This window comes from Ruegeria sp. CDSC025, assembly GCF_059610805.1.
The window spans coordinates 37,476-51,210 of record NZ_JBXWOJ010000014.1 but is presented as its reverse complement, the minus strand read 5'-3'; the positions used below and the strand labels follow the sequence as shown (position 1 = coordinate 51,210).

Genomic DNA, 13,735 nt, shown 5'->3' with positions numbered 1-13,735 from the left:
GACTTCGAAGGTATAGGAATCACGGGACCCATTGCCTTTGCGCTTTAGCAAACTCAAACTCACCGGCTTCAAAAGCTTTGTTGATCCGACCGATCTGATTATCGCGGATGGGTTGACCGGTGTTGTGGGCCCTAATGGTTGTGGCAAATCCAATCTGCTGGAAGCTCTGCGTTGGGTGATGGGGGAAAACCGACCCAAATCCATGCGCGGTGGCGCGATGGAAGATGTGATTTTCGCCGGGGCCGCCACGCGGCCGGCCCGCAATTTTGCCGAAGTTGTGCTGACCATGGACAACTCCGAGCGGCTCGCGCCCTCGGGTTTCAATGACAGCGACCAGCTTGAGATTGTCCGCCGCATCACCCGAGATGTCGGCAGCGCCTATAAGACCAATGGCAAGGATGTGCGGGCGCGTGATGTGCAGATGTTGTTCGCCGACGCCTCAACGGGTGCGCATTCTCCGGCGCTGGTCGGACAGAACCGCATTGCCGAACTGATTAACGCCAAACCCCGCTCTCGCCGCCGCATTCTGGAAGAGGCGGCCGGAATTTCGGGCCTCTATCAGCGCCGACACGAGGCCGAGTTGAAGCTGAAGGGTACCGAGGCCAACCTGACCCGTGTGGATGACGTGCTGGAACAACTGGGCGGACAGCTGGCGCAGCTGGCCCGTCAGGCGCGTCAGGCCGCCCGCTATCGCGAAATCGGAGAGCAGCTGCGCCAAGCCGAAGGCATGTTGCTCTATCGTCGCTGGAAAGAGGCCGACATGGCCCGTCAGCAGGCCGAGGAAAAGCTGCGCGAACGCCTGACCGAGGCGTCGCGCGCCGAAGCCGAAGCACGCTCTGCCGTCGCCAATCGGGCCGAAATCGAAGAAACCCTGCCGCCCCTGCGCGAGGAAGAGGCCATTGCCGCCGCCGTCCTGCAGCGCCAACAGGTGCAGCGGGATCAGCTGTCGGATCAGGAAACCCGCGCCCGTCAGACGATTGAGACATTGACCAATCGCATTCAGCAGCTTGGTAACGATATCGAGCGCGAGGCCGGGCTGAACCGCGATGCGGGGCAGATGATCGAACGGCTGGAATGGGAAGCTCGTGAATTGGCCAAAGCTGCCGATGGCCACGACGAAAAAGTCGCCGAGGCCGCCGAGGTCGCGCGCGAAGCGGCCTCTGTCCTGCAAGACCGCGAAGACCACTTGTCACAAGAGACTGAGGATATGGCGCGTCTGGTTGCGCGCCACCAGTCCGGCCAGCGGTTGGTCGACGACAGCCGCAAAACGCTGGCCAGGTCGGAAGGCGAAGAGGAAAAGGCCCGCGCTGCGGTGGATGAGGCGAAAACAGCCCTGAACTGCGCCGCTGAGGCATTTGAGGCCGCGCAAGAGGGTGAAGAAGAGGCTCGCGAGGCCTCTGAAGCCGCCGAAGAGGCACTGGCCGCCGCTGACGAGTTACGCAATGAAACCCAGGGCCGCGAAGCCGATGCGCGCGCAAAGCGCTCTGAGGCTGAAGGCGAACTGGGCGCGATTCGTGCCGAGACCACCGCACTTGCCAAACTGGTTGAGCGCGACACGGCTGAGGGTGGACAGGTCCTCGATCTGCTACGCGTCGCCCCGGGCTACGAAAAGGCATTGGGCGCTGCGCTGGCCGATGACCTACGTACGCCGCTGGTCGAGGGTGACGGGCCGTCAGGTTGGGTGCAGGTAGCGGGCTATGACAGCGATCAGCCTTTGCCAAACGGTGCTGAACCGCTGGCCTTGCATGTATCTGGACCGGATCGCCTCAGCCGCAGGATCGCGCAGATCGGTTTGGTTGACGCGGATCAGGGCGCACGCTTGCAAGCCTTGCTTAAACCCGGTCAACGGTTGGTTTCGCGTTCGGGCGATCTGTGGCGGTGGGACGGATTCCGTGCCTGGGCCGAGGATGCGCCAAGTGCGGCTGCCCTGCGGCTTGAACAGCTCAACAAACTTGAGGCACTGAAACAGGAACTGGCCCGGACCGAGGCGCAGGCCGACGGGGCCCGCGCCGCGCACGAGACGCTGTCGCAACAACTGGCCGACGTGACCGAGGCTGACCGCCGCGCCCGCGAGGCACGCCGCGCCGCCGATCAGCGCATGGCTGAAACCGCGCGTCTGCTCAGCAGGGCCGAGGCCGATCGCAATCTGGCGCAGGGCAGGCTGGAAACGCTGGCGCTTGCCGTTGATCGCCACAAAGAGGATGCGATGTCCGCCCGCGCCCAGCTGCGCGAGGCCGAGGGCGCCTTAACCGGTCTGGGCAATCTCGACAATGCCCGCGCGCAGGTCGAAGACATCAAACAGACGGTCGAGGCGGCGCGGATCACGATGCTGACTCACCGCTCGTCCCATGACGAGCTGCGCCGCGAGGGCGAGGCCCGTACCCGCCGTACACAAGAGGTCACCAAAGACCTCAGCGGTTGGCGGCACCGTCTGGACAGCGCCGAAAAGCGGATCTCGGAACTGGCCGAGCGCAAGGAAAGTTCCGAGGAAGAGCTATCCGAAGCGATGGCTGCTCCGGGCGAAATCGCCGAGGCGCGTGAAGAGTTGAACGAATTAATCGAAACTGCCGAAGCCCGCCGGGCCGAGGCCGCCGACAAGTTGGCTGCCGCCGAGGCCCGCCAGCGAGAGATTGTGCTGGCTGAGCGCGAAGCGGAACGTCTGGCTTCGGAGGCGCGCGAAAGCCGCGCCGCCGCTGAGGCGCGCTGTGATGCAGCCAAAGAGGCCGTATCGGCAGCGGCCGAGCGTATCGCTGAGGATCAACAGCTAACCCCGAACCAGTTGCTGAACCAGCTGGATGTGAATCCCGACCAGATGCCGGCTGCCGATGCTCTTGAGGCCGAGGTCAACCGCCACAAACGCCAGCGCGATGCGATGGGCGCGGTGAACCTGCGTGCCGAAGAGGACAGCAAAGATGTTCAGGAAGAATTCGACACGCTGAACGGCGAAAAGGCCGATCTCGAAGAGGCGATCAAAGCGCTGCGCAGCGGCATCTCCAGCCTCAACCGCGAAGGACGCGAACGGCTACTGACCGCGTTTGAACAGGTGAATTCGAACTTCGCCATGTTGTTCAAGCATCTCTTTGGTGGTGGCGAGGCCAATCTGGTCATGGTCGAAAGCGACGACCCGCTGGATGCCGGCCTTGAAATCATGTGCCAGCCGCCGGGCAAGAAATTGTCGACGCTCAGCCTGCTTTCGGGCGGTGAACAGACCCTGACCGCGACGGCCCTGATCTTTGGCGTCTTTCTGGCGAACCCGGCTCCGATCTGTGTTCTGGACGAGGTCGATGCGCCGCTGGATGATGCCAACGTGACCCGGTTCTGCGACCTTCTGGACGAGATGTGCCGCCAGACCGACACACGGTTCCTGATCATCACCCACCACGCGGTGACCATGGCGCGGATGGATCGTCTGTTCGGCGTCACCATGCAAGAACAGGGTGTCAGCCAGCTGGTCTCGGTTGATCTGAAGAAAGCCGAACAGATGGTCGCCTGACCTCTCACTGCAACGTTATGAGCGGTTTCGTAAGAATTGGGTTAGGCTACTGCCATGACCCGTTTCCTGATCATCGCCCTACTGACTGCTACCCCTTTAGGGGCCGCGGAATGGACGACCAAGCCCGATGACGTCCCTCTGACCCAACAAGAGTTGACGGCGCTGGCGGGTCGGACGCTGACCTTTTATGATGACGGGCAGTCGCGATACTCGGCTGGCGGGGCCTATTCCTATACCTATGCCAGCGGAGAATCTGCGTTCGGAACCTATTCCATCGCGGAGGATGGCAGTATCTGCGTCCAATACAGAAACGGGTTCGGTCGATGTGATCTTTATGTCCTGAGTGCTGGACGCCTGATCCTGATCACGGAAAAGGGAGAGCGTTTCCCAGTACGGCCCGAGTGACATTCAAGAAACCGGGGCATCTGTTGAAAATGATCTGAAAATTTGGATCTTTGGTGGTCATTTAATCGTAATATTTCAAAATTAGATGGGGATCAGGGGCGAATTCTCACCCCGCGTTGTTGTAAGTTCCCGTATCAACAACGGATCAAAAGAGGCGGGTCGATGTGCAGATTTCTGGCTTGGGCGGGTGCGAAACGGTTTCTGGACGAACTTGTCATGGACCAGGAACAGTCGCTGGTGCATCAAAGCAGAAACGCCCTGATTGGCAAAACGCCGATCAACGCGGATGGTTTTGGGTTGGCCTGGTATTCCGGGCGCGAAACGCCGTGTTTTTACAAAGACACCAACCCGGCTTGGTCGGATGCCAACCTGAAACAGTTGACCCATCACACGAAATCGCACCTGTTCCTGGCGCATGTACGTGCCTCAACTGGGACCGCCACGTCGCGGAACAACTGCCATCCTTTTGGCTGTGGTAAGTGGAGCTTTATGCATAACGGGCAGGCAGGTGGCCATGACCGTATCCGCCAACAGCTTGACGGGATGATACCGGGCCACCTGTACGATCATCGCCTTGGCGCAACTGAAAGCGAGGCGATTTTTCTGATCGCCCATGGCGAAGGGTTGGACGCCGAACCCATCGCCGCGATGGAGCGTGCGGTGCACCGTGTCGAAGTGCTTGCCCGCGCCAAAGGAAGCCTACCCCATATGCGCTTTGCCGCCTGCTGGTCCGATGGAGATCGCCTGTTTGCTGCGCGCTATGCCTCGGACCGTTTCGCACCCAGCCTGCATTACAGGCCCTGCGATGATGGGATCATTATCGCGTCGGAGCCGCTGGATGCGAAGAATGGCGATTGGGCCGAGATCCCGGCAAATACCGCCATCGAGACACGCGGCGATAGGCTGCAGATGCATGTGTTTGAGCCGAACGGGCGATCTTTGGACGCCGAAGTCGCCTAGATCGCCGTATCGAAGAGCGACTAGAGCCGGTTCAACAACTCAGCCGTTGGCCAGGCATCCGCAGGCAGGCCTAGTCGTGCTTGCTCTGACTGGACAGCCGCGCGGGTCCCTGCGCCCAGAATCCCGTCGATCTTGCCCACATTATGGCCGCGCGCCTGCAGCTTGCTTTGCAGCTGCTTCATCTGTGCACCAGATAAGCCTTGGGCCGCGTTGCCCGCGTCATAGACCTGTGCCCCTTCAAGCCGGGTGCCGAAATAGGCGGCGGTCAGCACATAGACAAAGCTCTGATTCCATTCGAAATACACATCAAAATTTGGATAGGCCAGAAAGGCAGGCCCGTTATGCCCTTGCGGTAGGATCAGCGAGGCGGGCAGGTTGGTGAGGGACCCGTTGCGTGCCTGAACGCCCATCGCCTGCCAGTCAGAAACCGAACGCGGTTTGCCCGGGCCCGATAGCGACCAATCCATCCGTGCGGGTACGGTGACCTCTTGCAGCCAAGGCTGCCCCGGTTGCCAGCCCAGATGCGACAGCATCTTGGCGCCCGACATAAGCGCATCGGGCGCAGAGGTTTTTAGCGAAACCTTGCCGTCACCATCGCCATCGACCCCGTTTTCCAGAATGTCTCGGGGCAGCATCTGCACCATTCCAATCTCGCCAGCCCAGGCACCTGACGTGCGGGCCGGGTCGAAATTTCCCCGGCTGTACAGCTCAATCGCGGCGAACACCTGAGGCCGGAACAATTCTGGACGACGGCAATCATGCGCCAGCGTCACCAGCGCGTTGCGGGTGTTGAAATCCCCCTGAAACGCCCCGTAATCCGTTTCGAACGCCCAAAATGCCAACAGCACCCCGCGCGAGACACCATATTGTTGCTCGATCCGGTCAAACACCGCGTCGTATTTGCGCGACATGGCCTGACCCCGGTCGATCCGGTTTTGTGAAATCAGGTGTCGCGAAAAATCAATGAACGGTTTCTGGAACACGCCCTGTGCCCGGTCGGCTTTCAATACCGCGTTGTCTTGTTGCACACCTTTGAAGAAGGCATTGACGGTGGATTTGTCAAAGCCTTGCTGAACGGCCTCGGCCTTCAACCCCTTCACGAAGGAATTGAAACCCCCGCCACATTGGGCAAACGCAGGTGAAGCAAACAAGGCGGCGGCAACAAGGCCGGAAAGAAAACGCATGGACAGGTCCGTCAGATTATGAAGCTGACCCCAACCCACCCTGACACGAGGCCAAGCGCAAGCCCCCATATCCTCCAAAGCATGTCGCATGCGCGGAAAACCTCTGGCGCGCCGATGTCGCGCGGGGCCTCGCCGTTGACCCAAGCCAGATCCCTGAGCTGCCCGTCATAGCTGCGCGGCCCGGCAAGGGCCACGCTCAGCGCGCGTGCCATTGCCGCCTCGGGCCAGCCAGCGTTGGGAGAGATATGGCGGCGCGCATCGCCCACCATCTGCTCCCATTTCGCCCATTGGTTTGACAAGATGACGATCAATAGAAAGGTCAGTCGTGCCGGGACCAGGTTCAGGACATCGTCCAACCGCGCAGCTGCCCATCCGAAATCGCGGTATTTATCCGTGCGATAGCCGACCATGCTGTCGGCAGTATTGATCGCCTTGTAAACCAGAAGCCCTGGCAGGCCACCCACCAGAAACCAGAAGGCCGGCGCGATGACTCCGTCGCTGAGGTTTTCAGCCGCGCTCTCGATCGCGGATCGGGCGACCTGTGCTTCGGTCATGTCCTTGGTGTCGCGTGACACGATCATGGCGACCTTCGCGCGCCCATCGACCAGCGAGGTCTGCAAACCCTCGCCAACAGCGCGAACATGTTCCACCAGCGATTTTTGTGCCAACAGCACAGCGCAGATGATGGTGCCGATGATCGGGCCAAGCAAAGACAGAAGCCCCCCAAGCCCAGCGGCACCTGCGACCAGCAGCGCGGCAACAGCTATGCCCTTAAGGCGACGGTACGAGTCATGGTTCAGGCGGTCGTCAAGCCACTCGATGAGTTTACCAATCATAACGGCGGGGTGCCGGATGCGCGACCACAGCCAATCCGGCTCGCCCAGTGCCGCATCCAGACACATGGCGCAGACCAAGATAAAGGCGGTGCTCACAGGGCCGCCTCAAGCCGCGCCCAGCCATCTGCCGGTGGCAGGCCAAGGCGCAGATAGGTTTGCGAATAGGGGAATACACGAGTCCAGATATGTGCGCGGGCCAGACGGTCTTGCCAGGCACTGGCGTCGTCGACCTGATAGAGCCGGAACAGGCTGGTGCCGCCGATCAGCTGCGCGCCTTTCTGCGTTACCATCCGATCCATCCGGGCGGCATCGGCCGCCAAAAGCAGGCGGGTCTCGTCAGCCCAGGCCGTGTCGCGCAGCGCTTGCTCTCCGATCCGCAAGGCGGGACCTGAGACCGCCCAAGGCCCGGTCAGATCGTTCAAACGTGCGATCAGATCAGAGCGTGCGATGGCAAATCCCAGCCGTAGCCCCGCCAGCCCCCAAAACTTGCCAAAGCTTTTCAGCACGATAACTCCGGGCCGGTCGGCAAGATGGATCAGCGAGGCATCGGGCGTGACGTCGCAAAAGCTCTCGTCGATAATCGTCAGGGGGGCATCCACATCGCCCACGCTCCAGATGCGCCCATCTGGGTTGTTGGGGTGCACGATCACGCGTGCCTCAACTGGGCCGGAGTTCTGTAGTGTCCAGCCCTGCGCGGCAAAGGCGGCGGCATGTTCGTTATAGGTCGGAGTGGTAATCTGAACTCGGCCGGTTGCAGCCAGCGCAGGAATGCGGGCGATCAGAGCAGATGCGCCGGGCGCAGGCAGGATCTCTGCACCCTCGGGAACTGACCAGAAACTGCGGGCCGCATCGGCCAGCCGTTCAAATGCGCGATGGTCGGGCAATTCCATCCAATCCGATGGGGTGAGCCCGGCAACCTCGTATGGAACCGGATTGATTCCGGTGGACAGGTCGATCCAATCGGTTCGCTTACCGCCATAAACTGACATGGCCCCATCCAGCCCACCGCCATGGTCCCGAGCGGCCCGCGGATTCAAATCTCTATTTTCGCGCGCCATCGGGCCCCTCGCCGGAATCACCAAATTTTGCCTGTTTCAAGCGGATTTCTGCCAGTTTTACAAGCAAATCCGCGTGATCAGGGGCGTGCTCCGTCTCGGTTAACACTTTGTTAATGAATTGGCGTGAACACAAACCTTAGGGGTCGGCACCACTCACCAATATAAGTGCCGAGGTTGTTGATGATGAATGTACTGATTGTTGAGAGTAACCCTGATTTAGGTCGGGTCTGGAAAAGGCATCTTGAGCGACAGGGTGCCGAGGTCACGCTTGTGACCGGGCAAGAGGATGCGATCCTTGCCCTTTATGGTGCCGAATTTGAGATCATCGTGATGGATCTGGTGCTGGAAACCGGTAGCGCCTTGGCCGTGGCTGACTTTGCCAGCTATCGCAGGCCCGAGGCCCGGGTGATCTTCGTGACCAACACCACTTTCTTTTCGGATGGCTCGATCTTTGCCCATAGCCCGAATGCCTGCGCTTATGTGCAAAGCTGCACGCCGCCAGAGGATCTGGCGGCGATGGTTGAGCATTACGCGGCGGGGCGCTGATCGCGCCCATGGGGCTCCAGATAGTTCAGGATCGGGTTCGTCGGGATGATCCGGTGCGGGTTAATGCTCTCATGGCTGTAGTGATAGTGGCGCACGATATGGTTTAAGTTCACGGTCCGCGCGACACCCGGCCACTGGTACAGCTCGCGGGTATAGGCCCACAGGTTGGGATAGTCGATCAGACGCCGCCGGTTGCATTTGAAATGCAGATGGTAGACCGGATCAAACCGGATCAGCGTGGTGAACAACCGCCAGTCGGCCTCGGTGATGCGGTCGCCCATCAGATAGCGGCTGGTGGACAGCCGGTCTTCGAGCCAGTCCAGCGTGTCAAAGAGCGGGCCAACGGCTGCGTCATATGCCGCCTGGCTGGTGGCAAAGCCGGATTTGTAGACCCCGTTATTGATGTCGGAATAGACGCGGGCATTGACCTGTTCGATTTCGTCACGCATCGCCTCGGGCCAGTAATCATCGGTGTTCCCGGTGATCCCGTCAAAGGCCGAGTTGAACATCCGGATGATTTCCGAACTTTCGTTTGAGACGATGGTTTCCTGTTCCTTGTCCCACAGGATCGGAACGGTTACGCGCCCCGAATAGGTCGGGTCAGCCTTGGTATAGATTTGGTGGGTATAGTCCATTCCGTACAGTACGTCGCCCGCCGCCCCGTGTTCGTCGGTTGCAAATGTCCATCCCTTGGTCAGCATGTCTGGGTGTACGACCGAAACCGGGATCAGATCGGACAGCTCTTTCAGTTCGCGGAATATCAGTGTCCTGTGGGCCCAGGGGCAGGCATGGCTGACATAAAGATGGTACCGGTCAGGTTCGGCTTTGAAGCCGCCCGTGCCGGAGGGTCCGGCACTGCCATCAGCGGTCAACCAGTTGCGAAATTGCGCCGCGCTACGCTTGAAGGCGCCGCCTGTGGATTTGGTATCATACCATGTGTCGTGCCATTTGCCGTCGACCAATAGGCCCATGCTTGGATCCTCCGTAATGCGGTTTCCCGGAACATACGCTTTGAAGGGAACCGATCCTATGCGAGCCGCCGCGCATTGTGCCTGCGTTTTCGCACAGGTTGGAATGGGATTTCCGTGCAACAGGTTTGGATTCGACCGCGTTGAGTGATCGGCTTCACTGGATTTTTACAGTCTACGTTCCAAAATAGAGTCCGCTGCGGGGGAGTTTTGATATGAGTACCTATGTTTCCAAAGAAATCAGCGCCGAATTGGATGCTGCGCGAATCGCGAGTCTGAAGAAAACCAGCCGACTTCGTGTCGAACTGGGTGACAATACCTACAAAATTCTCCGATTGTGGAAGGATGGCTTCACCGTAGAGGCCGCGACCACGCCTCGATTGCGCGGTTTGGTCGATATCTACGATGGCGCGCGTCACTTATATCAATGCCTGATCATTGCCGATGAATGTGAGGCAGGCGAAATGCGCTATGAATTCAAGCGCAGCACGGCCGCCTCCGACAAGGCCCCTTTGGATTTCTATCGATCTCCGGACGCGCCCATCGCGCTGCTTGGAAACAAGGACTAGGCATTTGCCCATCGGGTCTGCCGATGGGCATCCCGCTATTGCAGATCGGAAAACGCGTGTTTCAGCCGTTTGCTGGCCTCTTCAACACGCCCGCGTTGCGTCGCAAGATTGAACCGCTCGAATGTCTCTCCGCCCGCACCAAAGCCGGGGCCGGGCGAGGTGGCGATTTTTGCATCCTCGCGCAGACGTCGGGTAAATTCTGCGTGGTCCATTCCGGTGCCCGAGAAATCAATCCAAGCCAAAAAGGTTGCCTGTAGGGGCATTGACCACAGGCCAGGGATTTCTGCGATTGCAGCGTCAAAGATTTTTCGGTTGCTATCAAGATGGGCGATCTGTTCATCCACCCAAGCGGCCCCTTCAGGCGAATAGGCAGCGGTGATCATTGCGACTCCCAATGCGCTGGGATCATAATCCAGTGTCTGGATTCGGCGGCGCATCGCGGCGCGCAGGTCCGGGTCGGGAATGATCATATTCCCCGTCCGTTGACCTGCGATGTTGAAGGTCTTGGACGCTGCAGTCAGTGTCACGGTCCAGGGCCGCGCATCCAGCGCGGCGACATCCATCGGAACAAAGGTCGTGCCGGGATAGACCAGATCGTGGTGAATCTCATCCGATACCAGAATAAGGCTGTTCCGTTCCGCAAATGCCGCGACTGCGCGCAATTCCTCTGGCGTCCAGACCCGGCCCGAGGGGTTCTGAGGCGAGCACCACAAAAGCATCTTCTCGGTTCCGTCCAGCCGCGACTGCGCGTCTTCCAGATCAAGGCCATAGCCGTCGCCGTCGCGCATCAGGGGGCACTCCACTACGCGCCGACCTGACTTGTTCACCTTATGTGCAAACTCATGGTAGACGGGTGTAAAGATGACCACTCCGTCGCCCGGACTGGTCCAGACATCGAGGCAGAGCGCAATCGCATTTCCCAGACCCTGCGACGTCAGAATCCAATCAGAATCGATCTCCCACCCGTGGCGGTTCTTCATCCACCATTGGACGGAATTCAGGTAGTCCGGGTGCATCCAGGAATATCCGAAAACACCGTGATCCGCCGCGTTACGCACAGCGCCGATCACACAAGGCGCCGTAGAATAGTCGGAATCGGCCGTCCACATTGCCAGACTGTCATCCGGCGAAAGGCCATACAGCTTTTCAAGCTTGTCCCATTTCGAACTGTTAGTGCCGCGGCGGTCGATCAGGTCGTTGAATGTCATATCTGCTCCATCTGTCCGGATGAAAGCTAGCCGCATATTCGGCAGGTGCAAGGGGGGCGTTGCGGCTTAGGGCGTGATGGCCTAAATCAACCTCATGAAACGCAATATACTGATCCATCCCGACCCCCGCCTGAAAAAGATCTGCTCTCCCGTAGTGGATCTGACGGACGAATTGCGCCAGCTGGCTGATGACATGCTTGAGACGATGTATGATGCGCCTGGTATCGGGCTGGCAGCGCCTCAGATTGGGATGCTGGACCGGCTGATTGTTATGGACTGTGTCAAGGAAGAGGGCGAGGCACCGCGCCCGCTGATCATGTTCAACCCCGAAGTGGTCGCGTCGTCTGACGAGACGAATGTCTATGAAGAAGGTTGTCTTTCGATCCCCGAACAATTCGCCGAAGTCACGCGCCCAAAGGTCGTGGATGTGGCTTGGATCGATCGTGACGGTAACGCGCAGCGGGAAACATTCGATGGCCTTTGGGCAACCTGTGTCCAGCATGAGATTGACCACCTGAACGGGAAGCTGTTCATCGACTATCTCAAGCCTATGAAACGCCAGATGATCACCCGAAAAATGCAAAAGCTGAAACGCGAGCAGGCGCGCGAATGACCGTTCGTACCTGCCTGCCATGGCCTGATAAGCGCCTGCGGACCAAAGCCGAAGATATCACCGAAATTACTGACGAGGTTCGTGCCATCTGGGATGACATGATCGACACGATGGAGGCGATGCCCGGCGTCGGCCTTGCCGCACCGCAGATCGGCGTGATGCTCCGGCTGGCGGTGGTCGATGGCTCGACCGAGAGGGGGCGGGCCGTGCGGCTGGCAAACCCTGAGATCCTGCACAGATCGGTCGAATTGCGCGAGCATGAAGAAGCCAGCCCAAACTTGCCTGGCGTGTCGGCTAAGGTGAAACGTCCCCGGGCTGTGACGGTAAAGTTTCTCAACGAAAAAGGCATCATCGACCGCCGTGACTTTGTCGGGATCGAAGCCACCAGCGTGCAGCACCAGATCGACCATCTAAACGGGCGGATGTATTTCGACAGGCTCAGCAAGGTCAAACGCGACATTCTGCTGCGCAAAGCTAAAAAGCTGGGGTAGGCATGCGGCTGATCTTTATGGGGACACCCGATTTCTCGGTTCCGGTGCTGGACGCGCTGATTGATGCGGGGCATGAGGTTGCCGCCGTCTACTGCCAGCCTCCGCGCCCAGCGGGCAGAGGCAAAAAGGATCGTCCAACCCCCGTTCATGCTCGGGCCGAGGCATTGGGACTGACCGTTCGGCATCCGGTCTCATTGAAATCGGCGGAAGAACAGGACGCCTTTGCCGCGTTGAATGCGGATGTGGCTGTCGTCGTGGCCTATGGCCTGTTGCTGCCCCAACCGATTCTGGATGCGCCATCGCAGGGATGTCTGAACATTCATGCAAGCCTGTTGCCGCGTTGGCGCGGGGCCGCTCCGATCCATCGGGCGATCATGGCGGGTGATGCGCAGACCGGTATTTGCATCATGCAGATGGAGGCTGGTCTGGATACCGGGCCAGTCCTGTTGCGGCGGGCCACCGACATTGGTGCGCAGGAGACCACAGGGCAGTTGCATGACCGGCTGTCTGAAATGGGCGCTTCTCTGATCGTCGAGGCACTGTCCAAACTGCCGAACCTGACGCCCGAGCCTCAACCCGACGACGGCGTGACCTATGCCGCCAAGATCGACAAGGCTGAGGCGCGTGTTGACTGGGCCAGACCCGCGGTCGAAATTGACCGTCAGATCCGTGGCCTGTCCCCCTTTCCCGGCGCCTGGACCGAGATGAATGGCGAGCGGATCAAGCTGCTTGGTTCCAAATTAGCTGAGGGGCAGGGTGTTGCAGGAGAGGTTCTTGACGACCAACTGAAGGTTGCCTGTGACGATGACGCGATCGAGCTGCTGCGCTTGCAACGGGCGGGTAAAGGGGCGCAGGATAGGGAAACTTTTCTGCGGGGGTGGCCGATTGCCGTTGGTACCCGCCTGTCATCGGAGTAGGCCGCCATGTTCATGATCCTGATGGGGACTGTCGTTATTGCTGGGATTGTCGGCTATCTGTCCGAGAAATCCGGCTTTACCCATAATGGCATTCTGCAGTCGATCATCATCTGCTTAGGTGGTGCATTCCTGTTCTATTTCGTGCGCATCATGTTCGGGGTCAGCTTTGGCCCGCCCGGTCTGGATGCAGTGCTGTCCTCTGTCGGGGCGCTGATCATCGTTCCGACCCATTGGAGGAAGTGACATGCCCCTCATCGCCCTGATCGTCATCGGCGCCGCTGCGGGTTTTCTGGCCACCCGCCTGATGCGGATTGAGGCAGATATCCCAACCACCATGCTGATCGGTATCATTGGTGCCTTGGTTGGTGGGTTTCTCCTGCGGGCATTGGTCACGATGATGGGCTGGCTGTCCGGGTTCATCGGCGCTGTGCTGGGCGCGCTTCTGGTGATCTGGATCTGGCAGACCTATATGCGCCGCTAAGCCTTG

The 13,735-nt window shown here is 59.6% G+C and carries 15 protein-coding genes; 10 read left to right on the top strand and 5 right to left on the bottom strand.

What is annotated here, in order from left to right:
- The first annotated feature begins 37 nt into the window (after positions 1-37).
- The 3 genes from AC2FH8_RS17100 (at position 38) to AC2FH8_RS17090 (ending at position 4,858) form a co-directional block, all read left to right on the top strand.
- Positions 38-3,493, top strand: a complete 3,456-nt coding sequence (locus AC2FH8_RS17100) for a chromosome segregation SMC family protein (protein ID WP_496690330.1) — start codon at positions 38-40, stop codon at positions 3,491-3,493.
- 54 nt (positions 3,494-3,547) lie between these two features.
- Positions 3,548-3,898: a hypothetical protein gene (locus tag AC2FH8_RS17095; RefSeq protein ID WP_281973514.1), complete on the top strand. Its 351-nt coding sequence runs from the start codon at positions 3,548-3,550 to the stop codon at positions 3,896-3,898.
- 162 nt (positions 3,899-4,060) lie between these two features.
- Positions 4,061-4,858, top strand: coding sequence for a class II glutamine amidotransferase (locus AC2FH8_RS17090; RefSeq protein ID WP_142639195.1), 798 nt, complete (start codon positions 4,061-4,063; stop codon positions 4,856-4,858).
- 20 nt (positions 4,859-4,878) lie between these two features.
- Here the strand turns inward: AC2FH8_RS17090 and AC2FH8_RS17085 are convergent, their stop codons facing one another.
- From AC2FH8_RS17085 to AC2FH8_RS17075, 3 genes are read right to left on the bottom strand one after another with little or no spacing between them, the layout of a single operon-like run.
- Positions 4,879-6,042 carry a lytic murein transglycosylase gene (locus AC2FH8_RS17085; RefSeq protein ID WP_496690329.1) on the bottom strand — a complete coding sequence of 388 codons (1,164 nt, stop codon included), beginning with the start codon at positions 6,040-6,042 and terminating at the stop codon, positions 4,879-4,881.
- Between the two features lie 11 nt (positions 6,043-6,053).
- Positions 6,054-6,974 (bottom strand): adenosylcobinamide-phosphate synthase CbiB, encoded by a 921-nt coding sequence (gene cbiB / locus AC2FH8_RS17080; protein WP_496690328.1) that lies wholly within the window; start codon positions 6,972-6,974, stop codon positions 6,054-6,056.
- Positions 6,971-7,936 carry a threonine-phosphate decarboxylase gene (locus AC2FH8_RS17075; RefSeq protein WP_496690327.1) on the bottom strand — a complete coding sequence of 322 codons (966 nt, stop codon included), beginning with the start codon at positions 7,934-7,936 and terminating at the stop codon, positions 6,971-6,973. Before AC2FH8_RS17075 ends, cbiB begins: the two co-directional genes overlap by 4 nt.
- A gap of 183 nt (positions 7,937-8,119) precedes the next feature.
- Here AC2FH8_RS17075 and AC2FH8_RS17070 point away from each other — a divergent pair, with 183 nt between their 5' ends.
- On the top strand, positions 8,120-8,482 hold the full coding sequence (locus AC2FH8_RS17070; RefSeq protein ID WP_281995887.1) for a response regulator transcription factor: 363 nt from the start codon (positions 8,120-8,122) through the stop codon (positions 8,480-8,482).
- Here AC2FH8_RS17070 and AC2FH8_RS17065 read toward each other — a convergent pair.
- Complete coding sequence (locus tag AC2FH8_RS17065) at positions 8,464-9,453, bottom strand: glutathione S-transferase family protein (protein ID WP_281995873.1); 990 nt, start codon at positions 9,451-9,453, stop codon at positions 8,464-8,466. The genes AC2FH8_RS17070 and AC2FH8_RS17065 overlap by 19 nt on opposite strands.
- A gap of 212 nt (positions 9,454-9,665) precedes the next feature.
- Here AC2FH8_RS17065 and AC2FH8_RS17060 point away from each other — a divergent pair, with 212 nt between their 5' ends.
- On the top strand, positions 9,666-10,019 hold the full coding sequence (locus tag AC2FH8_RS17060) for a hypothetical protein (RefSeq protein WP_142639206.1): 354 nt from the start codon (positions 9,666-9,668) through the stop codon (positions 10,017-10,019).
- Positions 10,020-10,054: 35 nt separating this feature from the next.
- Here AC2FH8_RS17060 and AC2FH8_RS17055 read toward each other — a convergent pair whose 3' ends face one another.
- Positions 10,055-11,227 carry a MalY/PatB family protein gene (locus tag AC2FH8_RS17055; RefSeq protein WP_281995874.1) on the bottom strand — a complete coding sequence of 391 codons (1,173 nt, stop codon included), beginning with the start codon at positions 11,225-11,227 and terminating at the stop codon, positions 10,055-10,057.
- A gap of 94 nt (positions 11,228-11,321) precedes the next feature.
- Here AC2FH8_RS17055 and def (AC2FH8_RS17050) point away from each other — a divergent pair, with 94 nt between their 5' ends.
- The 5 genes from def (AC2FH8_RS17050) to AC2FH8_RS17030 are packed head-to-tail and all read left to right on the top strand — an operon-like array spanning position 11,322 to position 13,729.
- Positions 11,322-11,840 (top strand): peptide deformylase, encoded by a 519-nt coding sequence (gene def / locus AC2FH8_RS17050; RefSeq protein ID WP_271951383.1) that lies wholly within the window; start codon positions 11,322-11,324, stop codon positions 11,838-11,840.
- Positions 11,837-12,331 (top strand): peptide deformylase, encoded by a 495-nt coding sequence (gene def, locus AC2FH8_RS17045; protein ID WP_282027898.1) that lies wholly within the window; start codon positions 11,837-11,839, stop codon positions 12,329-12,331. Before def (AC2FH8_RS17050) ends, def (AC2FH8_RS17045) begins: the two co-directional genes overlap by 4 nt.
- A 2-nt stretch (positions 12,332-12,333) precedes the next feature.
- The gene (gene fmt, locus AC2FH8_RS17040) at positions 12,334-13,248 is read left to right on the top strand and encodes a methionyl-tRNA formyltransferase (RefSeq protein ID WP_496690326.1); all 915 of its coding nucleotides are present in this window, start codon (positions 12,334-12,336) and stop codon (positions 13,246-13,248) included.
- Between the two features lie 6 nt (positions 13,249-13,254).
- Positions 13,255-13,491, top strand: coding sequence for a hypothetical protein (locus AC2FH8_RS17035; protein WP_496690325.1), 237 nt, complete (start codon positions 13,255-13,257; stop codon positions 13,489-13,491).
- A gap of 1 nt (position 13,492) precedes the next feature.
- Positions 13,493-13,729: a GlsB/YeaQ/YmgE family stress response membrane protein gene (locus AC2FH8_RS17030; RefSeq protein ID WP_271951375.1), complete on the top strand. Its 237-nt coding sequence runs from the start codon at positions 13,493-13,495 to the stop codon at positions 13,727-13,729.
- The last annotated feature ends 6 nt before the right edge of the window (positions 13,730-13,735 follow it).